21 protein-coding genes and 2 tRNA genes are annotated in these 21,473 nt (G+C 68.4%); 7 read left to right on the top strand and 16 right to left on the bottom strand.

What is annotated here, in order from left to right; all coding sequences use genetic code 11:
• Window positions 1-3: 3 nt before the first annotated feature.
• Window positions 4-2,232, bottom strand: a complete 2,229-nt coding sequence (recG, locus tag HQ306_RS09285) for an ATP-dependent DNA helicase RecG (RefSeq protein WP_056446195.1) — start codon at window positions 2,230-2,232, stop codon at window positions 4-6.
• 243 nt (window positions 2,233-2,475) lie between these two features.
• Between recG and rpmB the strand changes: the two genes are divergently transcribed.
• Both rpmB and HQ306_RS09275 read left to right on the top strand, forming a co-directional pair.
• Window positions 2,476-2,667 carry a 50S ribosomal protein L28 gene (gene rpmB, locus HQ306_RS09280; protein WP_042576517.1) on the top strand — a complete coding sequence of 64 codons (192 nt, stop codon included), beginning with the start codon at window positions 2,476-2,478 and terminating at the stop codon, window positions 2,665-2,667.
• Window positions 2,668-2,782: 115 nt separating this feature from the next.
• Window positions 2,783-3,574, top strand: coding sequence for an enoyl-CoA hydratase/isomerase family protein (locus HQ306_RS09275; protein WP_222630710.1), 792 nt, complete (start codon window positions 2,783-2,785; stop codon window positions 3,572-3,574).
• 8 nt (window positions 3,575-3,582) lie between these two features.
• Here the strand turns inward: HQ306_RS09275 and HQ306_RS09270 are convergent, their stop codons facing one another.
• From HQ306_RS09270 to HQ306_RS09255, 4 genes are read right to left on the bottom strand one after another with little or no spacing between them, the layout of a single operon-like run.
• Window positions 3,583-4,251 (bottom strand): uracil-DNA glycosylase, encoded by a 669-nt coding sequence (locus tag HQ306_RS09270; RefSeq protein ID WP_222630708.1) that lies wholly within the window; start codon window positions 4,249-4,251, stop codon window positions 3,583-3,585.
• Window positions 4,248-4,769 carry a gamma carbonic anhydrase family protein gene (locus HQ306_RS09265; RefSeq protein WP_222630706.1) on the bottom strand — a complete coding sequence of 174 codons (522 nt, stop codon included), beginning with the start codon at window positions 4,767-4,769 and terminating at the stop codon, window positions 4,248-4,250. Before HQ306_RS09265 ends, HQ306_RS09270 begins: the two co-directional genes overlap by 4 nt.
• A gap of 12 nt (window positions 4,770-4,781) precedes the next feature.
• Complete coding sequence (locus HQ306_RS09260) at window positions 4,782-5,282, bottom strand: GNAT family N-acetyltransferase (protein WP_037187035.1); 501 nt, start codon at window positions 5,280-5,282, stop codon at window positions 4,782-4,784.
• Window positions 5,267-6,226, bottom strand: coding sequence for a thiamine-phosphate kinase (locus HQ306_RS09255; protein WP_308115472.1), 960 nt, complete (start codon window positions 6,224-6,226; stop codon window positions 5,267-5,269). Before HQ306_RS09255 ends, HQ306_RS09260 begins: the two co-directional genes overlap by 16 nt.
• 132 nt (window positions 6,227-6,358) lie before the next feature.
• Between HQ306_RS09255 and HQ306_RS09250 the strand changes: the two genes are divergently transcribed.
• A complete protein-coding gene (locus HQ306_RS09250) occupies window positions 6,359-6,931 on the top strand; it encodes a DUF3515 domain-containing protein (RefSeq protein WP_027506997.1) in 573 nt (190 codons plus the stop codon).
• An 18-nt stretch (window positions 6,932-6,949) separates the two neighbouring features.
• Here the strand turns inward: HQ306_RS09250 and HQ306_RS09245 are convergent, their stop codons facing one another.
• Both HQ306_RS09245 and HQ306_RS09240 read right to left on the bottom strand, forming a co-directional pair.
• Complete coding sequence (locus tag HQ306_RS09245; protein ID WP_222630704.1) at window positions 6,950-8,056, bottom strand: D-alanine--D-alanine ligase family protein; 1,107 nt, start codon at window positions 8,054-8,056, stop codon at window positions 6,950-6,952.
• A 53-nt stretch (window positions 8,057-8,109) separates the two neighbouring features.
• Entirely contained in the window at window positions 8,110-9,108 is a 999-nt protein-coding gene (locus HQ306_RS09240; RefSeq protein WP_027506999.1) for an NAD(P)H-dependent glycerol-3-phosphate dehydrogenase, read from the bottom strand.
• Between the two features lie 126 nt (window positions 9,109-9,234).
• Here HQ306_RS09240 and cofC point away from each other — a divergent pair, with 126 nt between their 5' ends.
• From cofC to HQ306_RS09225, 3 genes are all read left to right on the top strand, one after another.
• A complete protein-coding gene (gene cofC, locus HQ306_RS09235; RefSeq protein ID WP_222630702.1) occupies window positions 9,235-9,933 on the top strand; it encodes a 2-phospho-L-lactate guanylyltransferase in 699 nt (232 codons plus the stop codon).
• A gap of 186 nt (window positions 9,934-10,119) precedes the next feature.
• A complete protein-coding gene (locus HQ306_RS09230) occupies window positions 10,120-12,249 on the top strand; it encodes an RNA degradosome polyphosphate kinase (protein WP_231476464.1) in 2,130 nt (709 codons plus the stop codon).
• 9 nt (window positions 12,250-12,258) lie between these two features.
• On the top strand, window positions 12,259-13,194 hold the full coding sequence (locus tag HQ306_RS09225) for an NUDIX hydrolase (RefSeq protein ID WP_222630700.1): 936 nt from the start codon (window positions 12,259-12,261) through the stop codon (window positions 13,192-13,194).
• A gap of 68 nt (window positions 13,195-13,262) precedes the next feature.
• Here HQ306_RS09225 and HQ306_RS09220 read toward each other — a convergent pair whose 3' ends face one another.
• The 3 genes from HQ306_RS09220 to leuC all read right to left on the bottom strand — a co-directional run bounded on the left by HQ306_RS09220 (window position 13,263) and on the right by leuC (window position 16,217).
• On the bottom strand, window positions 13,263-13,973 hold the full coding sequence (locus HQ306_RS09220; protein WP_027507003.1) for an HU family DNA-binding protein: 711 nt from the start codon (window positions 13,971-13,973) through the stop codon (window positions 13,263-13,265).
• Between the two features lie 162 nt (window positions 13,974-14,135).
• On the bottom strand, window positions 14,136-14,744 hold the full coding sequence (gene leuD / locus HQ306_RS09215) for a 3-isopropylmalate dehydratase small subunit (RefSeq protein WP_027507004.1): 609 nt from the start codon (window positions 14,742-14,744) through the stop codon (window positions 14,136-14,138).
• 54 nt (window positions 14,745-14,798) lie between these two features.
• On the bottom strand, window positions 14,799-16,217 hold the full coding sequence (gene leuC / locus HQ306_RS09210; RefSeq protein WP_204867952.1) for a 3-isopropylmalate dehydratase large subunit: 1,419 nt from the start codon (window positions 16,215-16,217) through the stop codon (window positions 14,799-14,801).
• A gap of 61 nt (window positions 16,218-16,278) precedes the next feature.
• On the opposite strand from leuC, the gene HQ306_RS09205 reads away from it, so the two are divergent.
• Entirely contained in the window at window positions 16,279-16,980 is a 702-nt protein-coding gene (locus HQ306_RS09205; RefSeq protein WP_027507006.1) for an IclR family transcriptional regulator, read from the top strand.
• Between the two features lie 20 nt (window positions 16,981-17,000).
• Here the strand turns inward: HQ306_RS09205 and HQ306_RS09200 are convergent, their stop codons facing one another.
• The 6 genes from HQ306_RS09200 to HQ306_RS09175 form a co-directional block, all read right to left on the bottom strand.
• Window positions 17,001-17,741: a glycosyltransferase family 2 protein gene (locus HQ306_RS09200; protein ID WP_222630698.1), complete on the bottom strand. Its 741-nt coding sequence runs from the start codon at window positions 17,739-17,741 to the stop codon at window positions 17,001-17,003.
• 108 nt (window positions 17,742-17,849) lie between these two features.
• Window positions 17,850-17,922 (bottom strand) — tRNA-Glu (locus HQ306_RS09195).
• A gap of 83 nt (window positions 17,923-18,005) precedes the next feature.
• A tRNA-Gln gene (locus HQ306_RS09190) sits at window positions 18,006-18,077 on the bottom strand.
• Between the two features lie 87 nt (window positions 18,078-18,164).
• Window positions 18,165-19,151 carry a YihY/virulence factor BrkB family protein gene (locus tag HQ306_RS09185; protein ID WP_222630696.1) on the bottom strand — a complete coding sequence of 329 codons (987 nt, stop codon included), beginning with the start codon at window positions 19,149-19,151 and terminating at the stop codon, window positions 18,165-18,167.
• Between the two features lie 36 nt (window positions 19,152-19,187).
• Window positions 19,188-20,657 (bottom strand): glutamate--tRNA ligase, encoded by a 1,470-nt coding sequence (gene gltX, locus HQ306_RS09180; RefSeq protein ID WP_222631463.1) that lies wholly within the window; start codon window positions 20,655-20,657, stop codon window positions 19,188-19,190.
• An 11-nt stretch (window positions 20,658-20,668) separates the two neighbouring features.
• The gene (locus tag HQ306_RS09175; protein ID WP_027507010.1) at window positions 20,669-21,439 is read right to left on the bottom strand and encodes a fumarylacetoacetate hydrolase family protein; all 771 of its coding nucleotides are present in this window, start codon (window positions 21,437-21,439) and stop codon (window positions 20,669-20,671) included.
• Between the last annotated feature and the right edge of the window lie 34 nt (window positions 21,440-21,473).

The raw sequence follows: 21,473 nt of genomic DNA, 5'->3' as shown, positions 1-21,473 counted from the left end.
TGTTCACGCCTTGTCGAGGAAGTCCACCCTGGTCGCGTCCACGGCGGATCGCATCATCGCCGCGAGACCGGGGTGCTCCACGAGCCCCGGGTCCCGATCGACGACGTCGCGGGCGAAGGTCTGGGCCGCGGTGATGATGTCAAGGTGATCGAGGAGCGACAACAGTCGCAGGGTCGTCGTGGTGCCCGACTGCGCTGCGCCCAACACGTCACCCTCCCGGCGTTGCCGTAGATCGAGAACGGCGAGCTCGAACCCGTCGGTCGTCGCCGCGACGGCGTCGAGCCTCGCGTAGGTGGGGGTGCCCGGTGCGAGCTCGGTGAGCAGGATGCACAGACCCTGGTGGCCGCCACGACCGATGCGGCCACGCAACTGATGCAGCTGACTCACGCCGAACCGGTCGGCGTCCACGATGACCATGACCGTGGCGTTGGGGACGTCGACACCGACCTCCACCACGGTGGTGCAGACGAGGACGTCGATGTCGCCGTCGTTGAACGCGGACATCACCTCGTCCTTCTCCTCCGTGGGCAGCCGCCCGTGCAGCAACCCGACGCGCAGGTTCGACAGAGCGCCGGCGCGGAGCGACTCGTACACATCGACCGCCGACGCGGTGTCCGGAGTGTCCTTGCCGAGATCCTCGGGCTTCTCGTCGCCGATCCGCGAACACACCACGTAGGCCTGCCGGCCGGCCGCCACCTCCTCGGAGATCCGGCTCCACGCTCGCTCGACCCAGGCAGGTCTGTGCTGGGCGGGAACGACCGAGGTGCGGATGGGCGCGCGTCCGCGGGGAAGCTCACGCAGGGTGGACGTCTCGAGATCGCCCAGCGTGGTCATGGCGATCGTCCGCGGAATGGGCGTGGCCGTCATGACCAGCAGGTGCGGGCTGACGCCCTCTCTCGCCTTCGCGCGCAACGCGTCCCGCTGCTCGACTCCGAAGCGGTGCTGCTCGTCGACCACCACCATCCCGAGGTCGAAGAACGACACCGTGCTCTGGATGAGTGCGTGAGTGCCGATGACGATGCCTGCGTCTCCGGTCACGATCGACAACAGCGCGGCACGTTTCGCGGCCGTCGACATCGATCCGGTCAGCAGCACAACTCGGGTGGCGCGGTCGGGCGCACCCAGTTCCCCGGCCGTCGCGAGCGCCCCGAGTTGCCGCGTGATCGACCGGTGGTGCTGTGTGGCGAGCACCTCGGTGGGTGCCAGCAACGCGCACTGCAGTCCCGCGTCCACCACCTGCAGCATGGCGCGCAGAGCGACGATCGTCTTGCCCGATCCCACCTCACCCTGCAGGAGCCGGCTCATCGGCCGAGTGCGGGACAGGTCGCTCTCGATCTCCTCGGCGACCTCCTTCTGCCCGTCGGTCAGCTCGAACGGCAGCACCTCGTCGAAAGCGGCGGCGACACCGTCGGCCACGCGCGCGCAGGCCGGCGCTGTGCGCACCGCCACCGAGTGGCGCCGTTCGGCGAGCACCAGCTGCAACGCCGTCGCCTCGTCGAAGCGCAGACGGTAGCGCGCGTTCTCGATGTCGTCCTCGGACTCCGGAAAGTGCACGACCCGCAGTGCGTCGTCGAGGCTCATCAGCGCGTGCTCGGCGCGCACCGTCTCGGGCAGCGGATCCTCGACGCGATCGAGCTGGTCCAGGACCTGACGCACGCAGCGCAGGAAGGTCCAGCTTTCGACCTCCCGCGTCGCCGCGTACATGGGAAGGAACGGAAGCGACAGCATGGACATGTTCACCGCACCGGAACTGTCCGTGGCGCCGCGAGCCATGCCGGCGAGCTCGCCACCGCCGTGCGGGCGCCCCACCAGGTCGTCCTCGTCGCCCTCGAGCATCAGGTAACCGGGGTGGTTCAGCGACCAGGACGTCCGGAACCACTTGACCGTGCCCGAGAACATCGCGCGCGACCCCACCGTGATGTTGTGACGCACCTTGTGACCATTGAAGAAGGTGGCGGAGACGTTCTGACCGTCGCACGTGAGCACGACCTTGAGCATGTGGCCCTTGCGCGCCTTCATGGGCACGAGGTCCGCCTTGGACACCGTCCCCACTACGGTGATGCGTTCACCATCGTCCGGGTCCTTGCGGGCCAGCTCCTGACCCTGTGTCACGTAGCGGAAGGGGTAGTGACGCAGCAGGTCCTCGACCGTGACGAGACCGAACGCCGTCTCGAGCGGATCGGCGGCCCTGCGACCCAGTACGTGGTCGAGCCGGTCACCGAGCTGAACCACCGCGCTGCTCCCGTCCTGATGCTGCCGCCATCTGTGCGACCATTCCACCAGGCACCTGCGGCATCGGCGCGTGCGGGCCGGTTTGGACTCGGGGCACCCGAGCGGCTAGTCTTGCAGGGTTGCGTCTGACGCGTCCGGCATGCCCGGAGGTATCGGGCGCAGTTGAACGAAGATCTTGCCCCACACCGGCCACGGTTCGAATCGTGTCCCGGTATCACCTCGAATACCAAGGAGTTCGCGACTATGGCTGCCGTCTGCGACGTATGCGCCAAGGGACCCGGCTTCGGTAAGTCGGTTTCGCACTCGCACCGCCGTACCAACCGTCGCTGGAACCCCAACATCCAGACCGTCCGCGCGCAGGTCGCGCCGGGTAACTCTCGTCGGCTCAATGTGTGCACCTCGTGCCTCAAGGCCGGCAAGGTGGTCCGGGGCTGACGTTCCCGCACGACATTTTCACGACAAGGCCCCGATACCTCGGTATCGGGGCCTCTGTCATCTCCGGCGACTCTGTCGTTTCCGGAGCCGAGCGGTCCTGGTCTAAGTTCGAACGATGACCGAATCAGTCGACCCCCCGGCCACGTCCCCCGTCACCGTCGAGGACGGTGTCCTGTACGTACGGGTGGCGACGCCCCGCGGCGGCAACGTGCTGAACGGCGAGGCGATGGCCGCAGGCGCTGCGTCGCTGTCCGATCTCGACGAGTCCGTGGGCGCCGTGCTGCTCGTCGGCGCCGAATCCAACTTCTGCGCCGGTGGCGACGTGCGCGCCTTCCACGGGGCGCCCGACAGAAGCGCGTTCGTCCGGCAGCTCGCCGACACGTTCCACGATTTCGTCCGCGCGCTCACCTCGGTGTCGGTCCCCGTCGTGGCGGGAGTGCCGGGCTGGGCAGCGGGCGCGGGCATGTCGCTCGTGTGTCACGCCGACATCGCGATCGGCGGTCGATCCACCCGGCTCCGTCCCGCGTATCCGGCGCTCGGCTTCACTCCGGACGGCGGTCTGACGTGGGCGCTCCCCCGCATCATCGGCACCCGCCGCGCGCGCGACATCCTGCTCACCGACGGCGTTCTCGGCTCGGACGAGGCCTACCGCCTGGGTCTGCTGACACGGTTGGTCGGTGACGACGTCATCGCATCGGAGGCCGAGCGGGTGGCGCGCTCTCTCGCGGCCGGGCCCACCGAGGTGTCCCGTGCGACCAAGCGGTTACTGCTCGCCTCGGACTCCGCGACGCTGTCCGATCAGCTCGACGCCGAGACCGACTCGATCTCCCACCAGGCGTCCACCGCGGACGGCATCGAGGGTGTCGACGCCTTCGTGGAGAAGCGGCGGCCGTCCTTCGGCCACTGACGGCAGCCTCAGTCCAGACGCCAGTCGACGGGTTCCTCGCCCAGCGTCGCGAGATGGTCGTTCACGGTGCTGAACGGCCGTGACCCGAAGAACCCTCGCGACGCGGACAGCGGTGAGGGATGGACGGACTCGACCGTGGGCGTGGACCCGAGCAGCGGCTTGGCCGTCGCGGCGTCGCGTCCCCAGAGGACCGCGACCAGGGGGCGGCCGGGTCGGTTCACCAGAGCGGTGATCGCCTGCGCCGTCACCGCTTCCCAGCCCTTGCGCCGGTGCGACGCCGCCTTGCCCGGTTCCACGGTCAGAACACGGTTCAGCAGGAGCACACCACGATCGGCCCACGGAGACAGATCACCGGTAGTGGGTGTCGGCAGGCCGAGATCGGCGCTGTACTCGGTGAAGATGTTCGCGAGGCTGCGCGGGACCGGCCGCACGTCGGGCGCGACCGAGAAGCTCAGTCCCACAGCATGTCCCGGCGTCGGATAGGGATCCTGTCCCAGCACCAGCACACGCACCTCCTCGAACGGGCGGCTGAAGGCGCGCAGCACGTCCTCCCCGGCGGGCAGGTAGCCTCGCCCGGCGGCGTTCTCGGCGCGCAGGAATTCGCCCATCCGGGCGATGTCGTCGGCCACCGGACCGAGCGCGGACGCCCACCCCGGATCCGCGACGGGCGCCGTCACGACAGCACGCGCAGCGCGCCCCGGTAGTACTCCGCATTGGCCTTGTACATCGCGACGTTGACGTCCACGTGCCCCTCCGCCACCTCGTAGCTCTCGCGGACCTTGGCCGGAACCCCCAGTGCCATCCGGCGTTCGGGCACGACGGCGTCGAAGGGGACCACGGCGCCGGCGCCGACGATCGCGCCGGATCCGATGGACGCGCCGTTGAGGACGACACTGCCCGACGCGATGAGGCACGCGTCTCCGATGGTCGCCCCCTCGACGTGCGCGTTGTGCCCGACGACGCACCCGGCGCCGATCACGGTCGGGTGGATCGGCGTGCAGTGCACGACGGTGCCGTCCTGAATGTTCGTGTCCTGCCCCACGGTGATGGTCCCGTAGTCGCCGCGCAGCACCGCCCCGGGCCACACCGACACTCCCGCAGCGAGTGTCACCGCACCGATGACGACGGCATCGGGATGCACATAGGCGGTGGGGTGGATGTCGGGTTCACGGTCACCGAGTGCGTAGACGGTCATGGCTCCAGCATGTCATCCGGTCAGATCCTTCACCATGCACACCGACTGCTCCTCGTGCCGGTAGAGGCCGAACTTCGGTACGAGCGGTCGATACCCACTCGAGGTGTAGAGGCCGATGGCCTCGGGTTGACGCAATCCGGTCTCGAGGACCAGTCGTAGCCGGCCAGCGTCGCGGGCGGTGTCCTCGATCGTCCGCAGCAGGGCACGCGCGACGCCCGCGCCTCGCGCCTCGGTGCGGACGTACATGCGCTTGATCTCCGCGTCGCCGGTGCGCAGGCCCTCCGCCTCGGGTCCTCCGTGCTCGTGGGTCCGCCAGCCGCCCATACCGACGACGGCGCCGTCCAGGTCGGCCCGCAGCATCACGCCGTGCGGCGGCAGGAACTCTCGGACGTCGAGCGGCGTCTCGTCGGGGCCGCCGTAGCGGCGCACGTACTCCTGCTGGACCTCGTCGATCATCGCGACCACGTCCGGGTCGTCGAGCCGAGTGGTCGTGACCGTCAGAAGCTCGTCCATGCCGCAGGTCCTTCCCATCGCACACCGTCCACCGTGACTCCTGTTCCCGCACTCACGGATCCGATCCGGCGCCAGCCGGTCGGCACGTCGTCGGAGGCGAAGGTCGCGAGCAGCACGTGGTCCTCCCCGCCGCCGAGAGCCCAGTGCAGCGGGTCGACGCCGAGTTCGGTGCCGGCGTGCACCACGTCCTCGGGGATCTCCATGTCGGCCGACGAGATGTCGAGCCGCACAGCGGACATCGCCGCCAGATGTCCGGCGTCGCCGATCACGCCGTCCGACACGTCGCACATCGACGACGCTCCCGCGCGCGCCGCGGCCGGACCGTCGGCGGGATCGGGCGTCGGGAAGCGATGCGCCGCCAGCAGATCCGGGTGGGTGGTCGAGCCCGCCTCGTACAGTGCCCACCCGGCAGCGGACCGGCCGGTGGGTCCGGACAGTGCGAGCACGTCCCCCGGCCGCGCACCGGACCGCAGCACCGGGGGTCGACCCTCGAGGTCACCCAGCGCGGTGATCGACAACACCAGCCGGTCCCCTCCCGTGACGTCCCCGCCGACGATCGACGCGCCGACTCGCGTCGCCTCCGCCCACAGACCCGCGGTGAGCGCGTCCACGTCCGACACCGCGGTGGTCGACGGGCACGACATCGAGACGAGGAATCCCGTGCACCGCGCCCCCATCGCGGCGATGTCCGCGGCGTTCTGCGCGATGGCCTTTCGGCCGACGTCGTGGTGACTCGACCAGTCGAGGCGGAAGTGTCGACCCTCCACCAGCATGTCGGTCGTGACGACGACGCGGGAGTCGGGGGCGGCGATCACCGCCGCGTCGTCCCCCGGCCCGATCGCGACCGATGGGGGGTGGACACGGCCGGCCGTCGCGCGGCCGATGAGCGCGAACTCACCGAGGTCCCCCACCGTCCCGGTCGCGGGATCGTCCGCCTGTGACACAGAACTCCTCCATCACCGTCGTGGATCACCGTCGTGCAGCATCCCACGGGGCCTCGTCGTCGTCACGCATCCGGGCCCCCGTCAGGGCGCGGGTAACGTTTCCGCCGAGACCGTTCGACACGAGGGAGCACGATGACGCAGGACGAACCGACCGCGACGGACGAGTCGGCCACGGGTCTGCACCCCGCTCTGATCGCCACCGCGATCGCCCTGCCCGTCGCGCTCGTCGTCGGCATCATCGTCGCGGCGGTCATGGCGAACAGAACTCCCGTCCGCGAGCCCGTCGCTCTCGGCGCGGTCCCCTCGCCGCTCGCCGAGAGCACCCAGTGCGCGACGTTGCTCGGCGCACTGCCCGAGACGTTCGACTCGTTCACTCGCGCCGAGCTGGCCGACCCCGCGCCCGTGGGTGCGGCCGCCTGGCAGTCCGAGGACGTCACCGACCCCATCGTGCTGCGGTGTGGGCTCGAGCGTCCGGCGGAATTCGATCAGGCCGCCGCTCTCGACGTCGTCGACGGCGTGCAGTGGTTCCGGGTGTCGGGCGCGGATCAGGGCCTCGCCGCGAGCACCTGGTTCGTCGTCGACCGGGGCGTGTACGCCGCGGCCACCATCCCCGACGGCACGGGCCCCACACCGATCCAGGCCCTGTCTGCCGCGGTGTCGGGAGCCCTTCCGCAGACGCCGCTGGACCCCGCTCCGATCAACTGATCCGGCAGGGCCGACCTCTCACCGCAGTCCGGTCCCCCGTGCGAGCGCGGTGTCGACGAGAGTGCCGACGAGCTCCGAGTAGCCGACGCCCGTCGCCTCCCACATCCGCGGGTACATCGAGATGGCCGTGAAGCCGGGCATCGTGTTGATCTCGTTGATCACCGGACCGTCGTCGGTCACGAAGAAGTCGACGCGCGCGAGACCTTGCAGATCCAGCGCAGCGAAGGCACGGACCGCGATCTCCCGCAGCACCGTCGAGACGTCGTCGTCCAGCAGGGCCGGGATGTCGAACTCGACCACGTCGTCGAGGTACTTGCTGTCGAAGTCGTAGAACATCGCACCACCGGCCGACGCCGAGGCCTCGTCCATGCGGATCTCGGCGACGACGCTGGCGCGGACGGAGCCGTCCGGCATCTCCAGGACACCGCACTCCACCTCGCGGCCGACGATGGCGGCCTCGATCACGACCTTCGGATCATGTTCTCGCGCAACGGCCACCGCGTCGTCCAACTCGTCCCAGTCGACGATGCGCGTGATCCCGATCGACGATCCGCCGCGGGCCGGCTTCACGAACGCGGGGAGACCGATGACGTCGCGCTCGTCGGAGGTCAGGGTCTCGCGATCGCGGCGCAGGACGACCTGGCGCCCGACGGGAAGGCCCTCGGCCGCGAGCAGCTTCTTGGTGAACTCCTTGTCCATCGCCGCGGCGCTCGCGAGGACTCCCGGTCCCACGTAGGGGACGCCGGCGACCTCGAAGAGCCCCTGGACCGTGCCGTCCTCGCCGTAGGCACCGTGCAGCACCGGGAAGACGACGTCGACCGCACCGATGTCCTCGGCCGTCCCGTCGACGGAGCGCGTGATGCGACCGGGGTTCTCGGGATCGACTCCGAGAGCGAGCGGGACGCCCGCACCGGCGACCGACGGGAGAACGCGATCCCAGATCTGCAACTCCGTCGGGTCGGCGGTGCCCTCGACCCACGTTCCGGCGCGCGTGATCCCGATGGGGATCACGTCGAAGCGGTCGGAGTCGAGGTGACGCATGACGCTTCCTGCCGAGACGCAGGAGACGGAGTGTTCGTTGCTTCGACCGCCGTAGATCACGGCGACCTTGATGGGATCGGTCACGTGAGCACCGTACCGGCGAACCCCGGACGAGGCGTGACGCGCACCGCCGCGGTTCACTCCGGCTTGTGACGACGCCCCAGGAGGCTGTGGACGGCGTCCGGAACGGAGAGGCCCTCGTGGCAGACCCGGTGGACCGCGTCGGTGAGGGGCATCTCCACGTCGTAGGCCTCCGCGAGAGCTCGGATGGATGTGCACGACTTCACACCCTCGGCCACCTGACCGTGCGCCGCTTCCTGCGCACTCTCCAGCGAGCCACCCGACCCCAGCCGCTCGCCGAACGTGCGATTACGCGAGAGCGGGGACGAGCACGTGGCGACGAGGTCACCCACCCCGGCGAGACCCGCGAGCGTCGACGGGTTGGCGCCGAGCGCGACACCGAGACGGGTCACCTCGGCGAGACCGCGGGTGATGATGCTGGCGACCGAGTTCTCCCCGAAACCGATACCCGCCGCCATGCCGCACGCGAGGGCGATGACGTTCTTGCACGCACCGCCGATCTCGCACCCGATGACGTCGGAGTTCGTGTACGGGCGGAAGTAGCTGGTGGCACACGCCGACTGGAGCGCGATCGCGCGATTGGAGTCCGGGCACGCGATGACCGTCGCGGTGGGTTGCTCGGCGGCGATCTCCTTGGCGAGGTTCGGTCCCGACAACGTGCCGACGCGACTCGGGTCCGCACCGGTGACCTGACAGATGACCTGCGACATGCGCATGAGGGTCCCCGTCTCGATGCCCTTGGCGAGCGAGAGCAGGGTGACGTCCGACCCCATCAGCGGAGCCCACTCCGCCAGGTTGGCGCGCAAGGCCTGCGAGGGCACCGCGAGGACGACCGTGCAGGCCCCGTCCAACGCCTCCGCGGCGTCGTGAGTCGCTCGAATGGCCGACGGCAGTGCGACTCCCGGAAGGTAGTCGTCGTTCCGGTGGTTCTCCTGGATGGACGTCGCGAGTTCCTCTCGACGCGCCCACATGGTCACGTCGGTGCCCGCGTCGGCGAGCACCTTCGCGAACGCGGTTCCCCACGAACCGGAACCGAGCACCGCTGCCTTGACCATGACCCAGCCTTTCCTCGATCGACACGAGGCCGTCGCCCGCTCGGCAGCCCTGGCGGCTCACAGTAGCGATGTCGGAGGCCTGCCGAACGAAGTCGGCGGTAATGACTGCTGGCAGGATCGACGGTCATGAGCACGCCCAGTCGACCTCCGACCGACACCGCCCCACGGCGCGGTGTCCATCTCGTGCTCGCGGTGAAGAACCTCGTCGACGCGAAGAGCCGACTGTCCACGACCTTCCCCGGCGACGAACGCGCCGAACTCGTGCTGGCGATGTTGCGCGACACCGCGTCGGCCGCCGCAGCGGCGGACGTCGTCACCGGATGGTCGGTCGTCACGCCGGACTCTCGCGTCGCGAGCGTCGCCGTCGCCCTCGGCGGACACACGGTGTCCGAACCCGAGTCGGGTGCCGCCACCACCGTGGAGCGACTCAATCGCGCCCTGTCCGCAGCGGACGACGCGATCAGTGACGCCCACGGCGGCGACGTGATCGCCCTGCAGGCCGACCTCCCCGCCCTGCGCACCGCGGAACTGGTCGCGGCCTACGCCGCCGCTCCCCCGGACACCCGCTCGGTGGTGATCGATCACACCGGAACCGGAACGTCGGCCCTGATCGTGCGGGGTCGCCCCCGGCGCCTCGAACCACGGTTCGGTCCGGACTCGGCCTCGCGCCACGTCGATTCCGGGGCGTTCCCTCTCCGCGGCACCTGGCCGGGTCTGCGTCTGGACGTGGACACGGCGGACGACGTCCGCGCCGCCCTCGACCTGGGGGTGGGGCCGCACACCGCCGCGCTGCTCGCCGAGCTCGGCTGGACCGCCGCGAGCTGACACGGCCGGGCGAGGCCCGTCGCGAATTCGCACGCGGTCGACTACTCGCGCACGGCCCGCGTGAGGGATGATCGACGCGTGACCAACGAGGCGACCGAAAGCACGACCGACGCCCCTTCCCGTTCCGGGGCCCCCACGAGTTCCGCAGCACCCGGTGACGCCGTCGACGGTGAATGGAGCGCGCCGCTGGCCAGCCGCGCACCCTCGGCACCCACGGCACCGCCGGCCGCGACATCGGACACCGCGGTGCCGGTGGACCTGCTCCCGGAGGACCGCTATCTCAACCGCGAGTTGAGCTGGCTCGACTTCAACTCACGGGTGCTGGCACTTGCGGAGGACTCGTCGCTGCCGCTGCTCGAGCGGGCGAAGTTCCTCGCCATCTTCGCCAGCAACCTCGACGAGTTCTACATGGTGCGGGTGGCCGGCCTCAAGCGCCGCGACGAGACCGGCCTGTCCGTCCGCTCCGCCGACGGACTCTCCCCCCGCGAGCAGCTGGCGTTGATCGCCCGGCGCACCCAGGAGATCGCCGACCGTCACGCCCGCACCTTCATCGACCGCATCCTGCCGGAGCTGGCGAACGAGGGGATCTCGGTCATCCGGTGGTCGGAGGTCACCTCCGACGAGCGGACCCGTCTGACACGGTATTTCACCGAGCAGGTGTTCCCCGTCCTCACCCCGCTGGCCGTGGATCCCGCCCACCCGTTCCCGTACATCTCCGGACTGAGCCTCAATCTCGCTGTGACGGTGAAGGACTCGACCACGGGCGGCGAGCACTTCGCCAGGGTGAAGGTCCCGGACAACGTCGATCGGTTCGTGCAGTTGCACCGAGGCGACGTCGGCGCCGTGCCCGCGTTCCTTCCCATGGAGGAGCTCATCGCGGCGCATCTCGACGTTCTGTTCCCGGGACTCCAGATCGTCGAGCACCACGCCTTCCGCATCACGCGCAACGCCGATTTCGAGGTGGAGGAGGATCGGGACGAGGACCTCCTGCAGGCCCTCGAGCGCGAACTCGCGCGCCGCCGTTTCGGATCGCCCGTGCGCCTCGAGGTCGCGGACGACATGACCGACCACATGCTCAGCCTGTTGCTGCGCGAGTTGGACGTCGATCCCGGCGACGTCATCCAGGTGCCGGGACTGCTCGATCTGTCGTGCCTCATGCAGCTCTACGGCGTCGACAAGCCCGTCCTGAAGGACGCACCGTTCGTGCCGGCGACGCACCCCGCCTTCGGAGAGCGCGAGACGCCCAAGTCGATCTTCTCCACGCTGCGCGACGGGGACGTGCTGCTGCATCACCCGTACGACTCGTTCTCCACCAGCGTGCAGCGCTTCATCGAGCAGGCGGCAGCCGATCCGCACGTGCTCGCCATCAAGCAGACCCTCTATCGGACGTCGGGCGACTCCCCCATCGTCAACGCGCTGATCGCCGCGGCAGAGGCCGGCAAGCAGGTCGTGACTCTCGTGGAGATCAAGGCGCGCTTCGACGAACAGGCCAACATCGCCTGGGCACGCAAACTGGAGCAGGCCGGCGTGCACGTGGTCTACGGGTTGGTCGGCCTGAAGACCCACTGCAAGACGTGCCTCGTCGTCCGCCGCGAAGGCGACACCATTCGCCGGTACTGCCACATCGGCACCGGCAACTACAACCCCAAGACCGCCCGACTCTACGAGGACGTGGGTCTCATCACGGCCGCCGACGAGATCGGCGCCGACCTCACTGACCTGTTCAACTCGCTCACCGGTTACTCGCGCAAGGAGCAGTACCGGAACCTCCTCGTCGCGCCGTTCGGTGTGCGGGCGGGAATCGTCGAGCGCATCGAGGCCGAGGTGCGGGCGCACAAGGACGGCGCGAAAGCCCGAATCCGCCTGAAGGCCAACGCACTCGTCGACGAGCAGGTGATCGACGCGCTGTACTGGGCGTCCACCGAGGGCGTCCAGGTCGAGGTGGTCGTGCGCGGTATCTGCGCTCTCAAGCCGGGCGTACCCGGTCTCAGCGAGAACATTCAGGTGCGGTCGATTCTCGGACGGTTCCTCGAACACTCGCGTGTGTTGCACTTCGAGGCGATCGACGAGTTCTGGATCGGCAGCGCGGACATGATGCACCGCAACCTCGATCGACGCGTGGAGGTCATGGCTCAGGTGAAGGACCCGAAGCTGTCCGGTCAGCTGAACTCGATGCTCGACTCGGCCATGGATGTCACGACCCGCTGCTGGGTACTGCAGTCCGACGGCGCCTGGACGGCGTCCCCCGCGAGCGGCGAGACGGTGCGGGATCACCAGGTGTCCCTCATGCGCCAGCGTCGCTACACCGGATCGTGAGGTGGGTCGATGAGCAGCTCACGCGCATCGAAGACGCCTGATCCGATCTTGGCCGCGGGTGCGGTGCTGTGGTGTCCGGGCCCCGAGGGCGACGAGCCGATGGTGGCGCTGGTGCATCGACCGCGCTACGACGACTGGTCCCTTCCGAAGGGCAAGGTCGAGGCCGACGAGGTACCCGCTGTCGCCGCCGTCCGAGAAGTGTGGGAGGAGACCGGTTTCCGGTGCGTTCTCGGACACGGTCTCGGAACCACCACCTACCCGCTCCCGCGCTCGAAGAAGATCAAGCAGGTGGACTACTGGGCCGCTCGAGTCGTGGACGGCGAGTTCGCCGTCAACGACGAGGTCGACGAACTGCGGTGGCTCACACCCGCCGAGGCTCGTGATCTCGCGACCTACGAGGCGGACCGGGACGTCGTCGGCCGTTTCGCGCAGCACCCGGTCCCGACGAGTACGGCTGTGCTGGTGCGCCATGCGCGGGCGGGGAGCAAGGCTCGCTACAAGGGGGACGACGCCGAACGGCCTCTCGACAGCGTCGGGGTCCGCCAGGCGGCCGCACTGGTTCCTCTGATCCAGGCCTACGGCGGCACCGACGGATTCACCGCCGAGCGTGCTCGGTGCGTCCAGACCATCGCGCCGTGGGCCGAGTCCGTCGGAGTCGATCTGGCCCTGGAGCCCACGCTGACCGAGGAGGGGTACGCGCAGGATCCCGACAAGGGACGTCAGCGCGCACGCGAGATCATCGCCTCGACGTCCGGCGTCCCGGTGATCTGCAGTCAGGGCAAGGTGATTCCGAACCTGATGGAGTGGTGGGCCGAGAGCGACGGCGTCGAACTCTCCCGCACCCGATCACGCAAGGCCAGCGTCTGGGTGCTCAGCTTCGTCGGTGGTGTGCTGGTGGCAGCGGACTACACCGATTCGCCACTCCCGCGTAGCCGGCACGACTGAACTGCCGGTACGAACACGAAGGAGCCCCGGACCGATGGTCCGGGGCTCCTTCGTGCCGAACGGGAACGTTACTTGCGTGCAGTACGTTTCGCCGGCGCCTTCTTGGCGGGCGCCTTCTTCGCGGGCGCGGCCTTCTTGGCCGGGGTGGTCTTCTTGGCTGCAGTCTTGGCCGGTGCCTTGGTCGCTGTGGTCTTCTTCGCGGCGGCCGTGGTGGTCTTCTTGGCTGCCGTCTTGGCGGGTGCCTTGGTGGCGGTGGTCTTCTTCGCCGCTGTCTTGGCCGGTGCCTTGGTGGCCGTGGTCTTCTTCGCCGCTGTCTTGGCCGGTGCCTTGGTGGCCGTGGTCTTCTTGGCCGCCGTCTTGGCGGGAGCCTTGGTCGCCGCCTTCGCGGGAGCCTTGGCCGCGGTCTTCTTCGCCGCTGCCGTCTTCTTCGCTGCCGCAGTCTTCTTCGCGGGGGCTGCGGAGGCGCCACGCTTCACGGCGGGGCCCGTGGCGGACAGCTTCTGGCCACCGGCGATGACGGCCTTGAACTGAGCACCGGGACGGAACGCGGGAACGGACGTCGGCTTGACCTTGACGGTCTCGCCGGTGCGCGGGTTACGAGCGACGCGGGCCGCACGGCGACGCTGCTCGAAGACACCGAAGCCGGTGATGGTGACCGACTCGCCGCGGTGCACGGCGCGCACGATGATGTCGACGATGTTCTCGACAGCGTCCGTGGCGCTCCGGCGATCCGCGCCTGTCTTCTCGGTCAGGGCGTCGATCAGTTCTGCCTTGTTCATCGGTGATTCCTCCGCATACTGATTGGCCCGTCGTCGGACCGACTGAGTACCACGGTAAACCGGAAATGCGCACGAGTCCACGAGCCACGCCAAAACAGTCTGTTCGGCTGTAATCGTCGCAGCCACAATGAGTGTCGCGGGAAGGACCTTTTCGGCCCGGAATCACCGAGCCTGATCGGGCGCCGGAAGTGTCTTCGGCTTCCATTCCGGACGCGACTTCTCGAACTCGGAAATGGCCTCTACCTGGCGTAACGTCAGCGCGACGTCGTCCAGCCCCTCCAGCAGACGCCACCTCGTGTAGTCGTCAATATCGAAGCGCACCACCAGTGTTCCGGCGCTGATCGTCTTCGTCTCGAGGTCGACGGTGAGTTCCGTCCCGGGGCGCTCGTCGAGCAATTTCCACAGCAGTTCCACATCCGATTGCTCGACAACGGCGGCCAGTAGACCCGCCTTTCCGGCGTTTCCGCGGAAGATGTCGGCGAATCTGGACGCGATCACGGCCCGGAATCCGTAGTCCGAGAGTGCCCACACGGCGTGCTCCCGAGAGGACCCGGTGCCGAAATCGGGTCCGGCGACGAGAACCGAACCCTTGTCGAACGGCGGGGTGTTGAGGACGAAACCGGGATCGGTGCGCCACCCCGCGAAGAGCCCGTCCTCGAAACCCGTTCGGGTCACGCGCTTGAGGTACACGGCGGGGATGATCTGGTCGGTGTCGACGTTGCTGCGGCGCAGCGGGACACCGATTCCGGTGTGCGTGGTGAACGATTCCATGACGAGCTCCTGACGGGGCGTACGAGGGACGGGGCGGACGGATTCTCGGTCGACTCAGCCGAGATCGGCGGGAGCCGACAACCGTCCACGCACCGCGGTGGCGGCGGCGACGGCCGGCGAGACGAGGTGCGTACGGCCGCCCTTGCCCTGGCGCCCTTCGAAGTTGCGGTTCGACGTCGAGGCCGATCGCTCACCCGGAGCGAGCTGATCGGGATTCATGCCGAGACACATCGAGCACCCCGCCTGGCGCCATTCCGCCCCTGCGGCAGTGAAGATCGCGCCCAGTCCCTCGTCCTCGGCCTGTGCGCGCACGCGCATCGAGCCGGGAACGACGAGCATCCGCACACCGTCGGCAACGGTACGGCCGTCCAAGATCTTCGCTGCCACACGGAGATCCTCGATCCGACCGTTGGTGCAGGACCCCAGGAAGACGGTGTCGACCGCGATGTCGCGCAACGGCGTGCCCGGCTCCAGACCCATGTAGGTGAGCGCCTTCTCGGCGGACTGACTCTCGCCCTCGTCGAGGATCTCGGCCGGATCGGGTACCGACGCACTGAGGGGGGCGCCCTGACCCGGGTTGGTGCCCCACGTGACGAACGGAGTCAGCGCCGACCCGTCGATCCGCACTTCCTTGTCGAAGACGGCACCGTCGTCGGTGACGAGCGTGGACCAGTCGGCGACGGCCTGCTCCCACAGCTCACCGGAGGGAGCGTGCGGCCGACCCTTGATGTACTCGAACGTGATCTCGTCGGGGGCGATCATGCCCGCGCGCGCGCCCGCCTCGATGGACATGTTGCAGATGGTCATCCGCGCTTCCATCGACATCTTCCGGATGGCCTCGCCGCGGTACTCGATGACGTAGCCCTGCCCACCGCCCGTACCGATCTGTGCGATGACCGCCAGGATCAGGTCCTTGCTGCCGACGTCGTCACCGAGCTCGCCGTCCACCGTGACCGACATGGTCTTGAAGGGGCGCAACGACAGTGTCTGGGTCGCCAGCACGTGCTCGACCTCACTGGTGCCGATGCCCATCGCGAGGGCGCCGAACGCGCCGTGCGTCGAGGTGTGGCTGTCCCCGCACACGACAGTGGTTCCCGGCTGCGTCAGACCGAGCTGGGGCCCGATGATGTGCACGATGCCCTGCTCGATGTCGCCCATCGAGTGCAGGCGGATGCCGAACTCCTCGCAGTTGCGCCGCAGGGTGTCCACCTGCGTCCGGGAGACGAGATCCGCGATCGGCTGGTCGATGTCGACCGTCGGGACGTTGTGGTCCTCCGTCGCGATCGTCAGATCGGGCCGGCGCACGGGCCGACCGGCCAGACGCAGTCCGTCGAACGCCTGCGGGCTGGTGACCTCGTGCACGAGGTGGAGATCGATGTAGACGAGATCCGGCTTGGTCGCGTCACCCTCACCACCGCCGCGAACGACGACGTGCTGATCCCAGACCTTCTCCGCCAGGGTCTTCGCTGCCATGACTCCACCTTTCGACCGACGACGATCACCATCTCACGTTGTGAGACGCTAGTATCGCTACATGGGACAGCATAGCGGCATCGGCGTTCTGGACAAAGCAATGAGCGTTCTGCAGGCTGCGTCACTCGAACCGTGCAGCCTCGCCGACCTGTGTTCCGCCACCGGACTCCCCCGCGCCACCGCGCATCGGCTCGCCATCGGACTCGAGACGCACCGCATGCTGAGCCGTGACGCCGACGGACTGTGGCGACCGGGGCCGGCGCTCGCCGAACTCGCGCACACCGCCGAGGACCCCCTTCTCGACGCCGCGGCCACGGTGCTGCCACGGCTGCGCGAGATCACCGGGGAGAGCGTGCAGGTCTACCGCATCGACGGCACGGTGCGCGTGTGCGTGGCCTCCATGGAACCTCCCACCGGGCTGCGCGACACCGTGCTCGTCGGCGCCCGCCTCCCCCTCACCGCCGGCTCCGGCGCCAAGGTGCTGTTGGCGTGGGCCGACCCCGCACTACAGCGCAGCGTCCTCCCCGACGCCGCCTTCGGTGAGCGGGTGCTCGCCGAGGTACGCAAGCGCGGCTGGGCGCAGAGCGCCGCCGAGCGCGAGCCCGGCGTCGCCAGCGTCGCCGCACCGATCCGCGGACGCGACGACCGCGTGGTCGCCGCGATCTCCGTGTCCGGCCCGATCGACCGCATGGGGCGCCGCCCCGGAGCGCGCTGGGCCGCCGACCTTCTCGCGGCCGCGGACGCCGTGCAGAAACGCCTCTGAGGCGGAGCGTCTCTGCCGGGCTACCGGAACTCGTGCACCGTCGGCTGCGGCGTGGACAGCCAGTTCCTCACGTTGCCCCGGTGCAGGCGCAGCACACCGCCCACCATGCCCACCGCGGACTTGGCGAGGTACTTGCGGTTGCCCATCATCGCGATGGCCGTTGCTCGGCCGAAGTGGTTGATGAACGCGCGCTCGGTGACATAACTGCCGAATCCCTCTGCTGCAGCACGGATGCAGAAGTCGACGTCCGCACCCCACCCCGTGGACCCGAAATTGCGTTCGTCGTATCCGCCGAGCGCAAGCCAGGTGTCCTTGGTGATGGTCATGGCGGTTCCGTCCACGGCGTAGCACTTGCGGTACCGGTCGACCGGAACGTAGTCCTCGGCCGGCCCGGAGTATGTCGTCTTCATGTCTCGGTGGCCGTACGCGTCGTCGTAGACGGGCACGACGATGCCTGCATCGGTCGGCAGTTGCGGGTCGGTCACCGCGTCGAGGAACCCGCGGGACAATCGCGTGTCGTTGTTCAGCGTCATCGCATGGGTGTGGCCGTCGCTGAAGGCGATGCGGAACCCGAGGTTCGATCCGCCGGCCCAGCCGAGATTGCGGCCGGGCGTGACGACGCGCTCGTCGGCGAGCGGGACGTAGTCACCGCGGTTGTCGATGATCACGAAGGTGGCGTTCTCGCGTCGCAGATCCTGGACCACAGCGTGGGTGTAGTCGATCTGGCCGTAGACGGGAACAGCGATGAGTAGTGAGGACACCCAGTGAACCTACGACACACCGACGCGGCCTCACCACCGGAGCGTGAGGGCACGGCTTCCCCGGAAACGACTCGAGGACCACCGCATCGCGGTGGTCCTCGAATGTTGTAGCCCCGACGGGATTCGAACCCGCGCTACCGCCTTGAGAGGGCGGCGTCCTAGGCCGCTAGACGACGGGGCCAGGATCTTCATCTGTGAATCAGGTGGAGCAACCGGAAGAGCATAACCGGCCGAGAGCATCCGACGAAATCGGGTGTTTCTCTGCTGGGGTACCAGGACTCGAACCTAGAATGGCGGTACCAGAAACCGCTGTGTTGCCAATTACACCATACCCCAATGGCCTGGTCCGGCCGCGTTCTCCGGGCCGTTTCGAGCCGTGGAGAACACTACCAAACACCATCCCGCATTCACCAAATCGGCTGGTCAGCGGGCTGAGTCGGTCGACTGCGACCCGTCGGGCTCGCCGAAGGTGACCTCGATCTCCTCGAAACCCTTGCTTCGCTGCGCCTCCGCCTGTGCCGTGTACGCGTCTCGATCACCGTCGGTCAGTTCGACGTTGTCCGTGAACGGGGTGAGCAGAGCGCGCGGGTGCAACCTGTCGGTCCGCACGACGTTCACCTCGATGCACAGCACCAACACCAGCGAGGAGATGTAGAGGAACGCGAGCAGCCCGAGGACGATCGCGAACACACCGTTGGTGGTGTCCGCACCGCCGACGACGCGTTGGACGTACAGCCCACCGAAGGACTGCAGGGCCTGCCACAGCAGCGCGCCGATGACGGCTCCGGGAAGCACGTCGGGCACGCTCACCGCACGCGTGGTCCCGAGCCGGAACGCCACGACGAACGTGGCGGTGTTGAGCACGATCGCCGCGATCGTGACGAGCACCTGTGCGACCGTGCCGAAGAAGCCCGCCGCGTTGAAACCGTTCAGGACCGTGACGCCGATGACGGCCGTCCCGACGGTCAGCAGCAGGCCGAAGCCGCGCACCCGCGCCCGGACGGGATCGGGGCGATCGTTCTTCGGGACGGACCAGGCGACGTTCATCGCGTTCTGTGCGGCCACTGCCACGCCCAGACCGCCGTAGAGCGATCCCAGGACACCGATGACTATGGCCCCGGTCCCCCCGCTCAGCCCTTCCGGTTGGCCGAGTTGTTCACCGATCAAGGGGATCTGGCTCATGGCCGAATCGATGATGCGTTGCTGCAATTCGGGATCACCGGCCAGGACGATGCCCAGGACGGTGGAGAACAGCAGCAGCAACGGGAACAGCGAGATGAAACCGAAGTAGGCGATGAGCGCTGCCAGGTAGCCGCCCTGGTCGTCGAAGAACTTGTAGAACACGGCCAACGGGAATCCCATGGCGGGATGCCGCTGCTGAAATCTGTCGATCCGATCGGTGAAGCTCATCACCACACCCTTTCGCCCGAACTGCCCCTAGTCACCTCAGACGATCGACGCACGGGCCGACCGCAACCGGGCCAGCGTCAGCTCCCGGCCCAGCAGCACCATCGACTCGTACAGCGGTGGGCTGATGTGGGAACCGGTCACCGCCACGCGCACCGGCGCGAACGCCTTACGCGGCTTCAGCTCCATCTCGTCGATCAGCGCGACCTTGAGAGCCGACTCCAAGGCCTCCGCAGTCCACTCCGGTGCGCCCTCGACGGCGCTCACCGTCGCGTCCAGAACGGGTGCCGCGTCGGCGCCCAGATTCTTGGCTGCCGATGCCGGATCGACCGTGAACTCGTCGGCGGGGGCAAGCAGGAACTTCAGCAGTCCCCAGGCGTCGGACAGCACGACGATGCGCGTCTGCACCAGTTCCGCGGCCTCGGCGAACGCTGCGTCCGACACCCCGATCGGATGGCCGTGCGTCTCGAGATACGCCCGCAGGCGCGCGGCGAAGTCGGCCGGCTCGAGCAATCGGATGTGTTCGGCGTTGATGGCGTCGGCCTTCTTCTGGTCGAAGCGGGCCGGGTTCGAGTTGACCGTCGAGATGTCGAAGGCACCCACCATCTCGTCGAGCGAGAACACGTCCCGGTCCTCGGAGAATCCCCACCCGAGGAGAGCCAGGTAGTTCAGCAGACCTTCGGGGACGAACCCGCGCTCCCGGTGCAGGAAGAGATCGGCCTCGGGGTCGCGCTTCGACAACTTCTTGTTGCCCTGCCCCATCACGAACGGGAGGTGCCCGAACTGCGGAATGCGTTCTGCCACACCGATGCGCACGAGGGCTTCGTACAGCGCGATCTGACGCGGGGTCGAGGACAGCAGGTCCTCACCGCGCAGGACGTGCGTGATCTTCATCAACGCGTCGTCCACGGGGTTCACCAACGTGTACAGCGGGACACCGTTGCCGCGGGTGAGCGCGAAGTCGGGGACCGTGCCGGCGCGGAACGTCGTCTCGCCGCGCACGAGGTCGTTCCACGACAGATCGTGATCGGGCATACGCAACCGGACGACGGGCTTGCGTCCCTCGGCGCGGAAGGCCTCCCGCTGCTCGTCGGTCAGCGTGCGGTCGTGATTGTCGAAGCCCAACTTCGGATCCCGGCCGGCCGCGAGATGCCGCGCCTCCACCTCCTCCGGTGTGGAGAAGCTCTCGTACGCCTCCCCCGCGTCGACGAGCTGCTGCACCACGGCGAGGTGCTGATCGCGGCGCAACGACTGCCGGTACGGCTCGTACGGCCCACCGACCTCGGGACCCTCGTCCCAGTCGAGTCCGAGCCACCGCAGTGCGTCGAGCAGCGCCTGGTACGACTCCTCGGAATCACGTGCGGCGTCGGTGTCCTCGATGCGGAACACGAATGCGCCGCCGTGATGGCGGGCGAACGCCCAGTTGAACAGCGCCGTGCGCACCAGCCCGACGTGCGGGGTTCCGGTGGGCGACGGGCAGAACCGGACGCGGACGTCGGATGCGGGAATGCTCGCGGCGGTCACTTGTCCACCACCGGATTGGTCAGCGTGCCGATGCCCTCGATCTCGACGGACACGCTCTCGCCCGCCACGATCGGCCCCACGCCTTCCGGGGTGCCGGTCAGGATGACGTCACCGGGAAGCAGCGTCATCACCGACGAGATCCACTCGATGATCTTCGGCACGTCGTGCAGCAGGAGCGACGTACGGCTGTTCTGCTTCACCGCGCCGTCCACCGTGGTGGTCAGAGCGAGATCCGAGGCGTCGAGCGAGGTCTCGATCCACGGGCCGAGTGGGCAGAAGGTGTCGTAACCCTTGGCGCGGGTCCACTGACCGTCGTGGCGCTGGTTGTCGCGGGCCGTGACGTCGTTCGCAACGGTGTAGCCGAGCACCACGTCGAGAGCGCGTGCTGCCGGAACGTCCTTGCACGGACGGCCGATGACCACCGCGAGCTCACCTTCGAAGTGGACCTCGGACGACGTCGGCGGACGCACGATGTTCGCACCGGGTCCGACGATGGACGTGTTGGGCTTGATGAAGATGACCGGGTCCTCGGGTGCGTCCGAGCCCATCTCCGCGGCGTGCGCCGCGTAGTTCTTGCCGATGCAGATCACCTTGCTGGCCAGAATGGGCGCCAGCAGGCGGACATCGGCCAGGGACCAGCTCCGGCCGGTGAAGGTGGGTGTGCCGAAGGGATGTTCCGCGATCTCTCGCGCCGTCCTCTCGTCTCCGTCGCCTTCGATGGCGACGAATGCAACACCGTCGGGACTCGCTACTCGACCAAGACGCATGGCGGAAGTCTATCGAGCGGCGTCGAGCGGACAC

This window comes from Rhodococcus sp. BP-160 (assembly GCF_019836205.1).
Taxonomy (GTDB): domain Bacteria; phylum Actinomycetota; class Actinomycetes; order Mycobacteriales; family Mycobacteriaceae; genus Rhodococcoides.
The sequence above is the reverse complement of the archived record's forward strand: the minus strand, read 5'-3'. Positions and strand labels throughout refer to the sequence as shown.

Coding starts and splice junctions, on each gene's coding strand:
- rpmB (WP_042576517.1), top strand. CDS start 2,476: ATGGCTGCCGTCTGCGACGTATGCGCCAAGGGACCCGGCTTCGGTAAG.
- HQ306_RS09275 (WP_222630710.1), top strand. CDS start 2,783: ATGACCGAATCAGTCGACCCCCCGGCCACGTCCCCCGTCACCGTCGAG.
- HQ306_RS09265 (WP_222630706.1), bottom strand. CDS start 4,769: ATGACCGTCTACGCACTCGGTGACCGTGAACCCGACATCCACCCCACC.
- HQ306_RS09260 (WP_037187035.1), bottom strand. CDS start 5,282: ATGGACGAGCTTCTGACGGTCACGACCACTCGGCTCGACGACCCGGAC.
- HQ306_RS09250 (WP_027506997.1), top strand. CDS start 6,359: ATGACGCAGGACGAACCGACCGCGACGGACGAGTCGGCCACGGGTCTG.
- HQ306_RS09240 (WP_027506999.1), bottom strand. CDS start 9,108: ATGGTCAAGGCAGCGGTGCTCGGTTCCGGTTCGTGGGGAACCGCGTTC.
- cofC (WP_222630702.1), top strand. CDS start 9,235: ATGAGCACGCCCAGTCGACCTCCGACCGACACCGCCCCACGGCGCGGT.
- HQ306_RS09225 (WP_222630700.1), top strand. CDS start 12,259: ATGAGCAGCTCACGCGCATCGAAGACGCCTGATCCGATCTTGGCCGCG.
- HQ306_RS09220 (WP_027507003.1), bottom strand. CDS start 13,973: ATGAACAAGGCAGAACTGATCGACGCCCTGACCGAGAAGACAGGCGCG.
- leuD (WP_027507004.1), bottom strand. CDS start 14,744: ATGGAATCGTTCACCACGCACACCGGAATCGGTGTCCCGCTGCGCCGC.
- leuC (WP_204867952.1), bottom strand. CDS start 16,217: ATGGCAGCGAAGACCCTGGCGGAGAAGGTCTGGGATCAGCACGTCGTC.
- HQ306_RS09205 (WP_027507006.1), top strand. CDS start 16,279: ATGGGACAGCATAGCGGCATCGGCGTTCTGGACAAAGCAATGAGCGTT.
- HQ306_RS09185 (WP_222630696.1), bottom strand. CDS start 19,151: ATGAGCTTCACCGATCGGATCGACAGATTTCAGCAGCGGCATCCCGCC.
- HQ306_RS09175 (WP_027507010.1), bottom strand. CDS start 21,439: ATGCGTCTTGGTCGAGTAGCGAGTCCCGACGGTGTTGCATTCGTCGCC.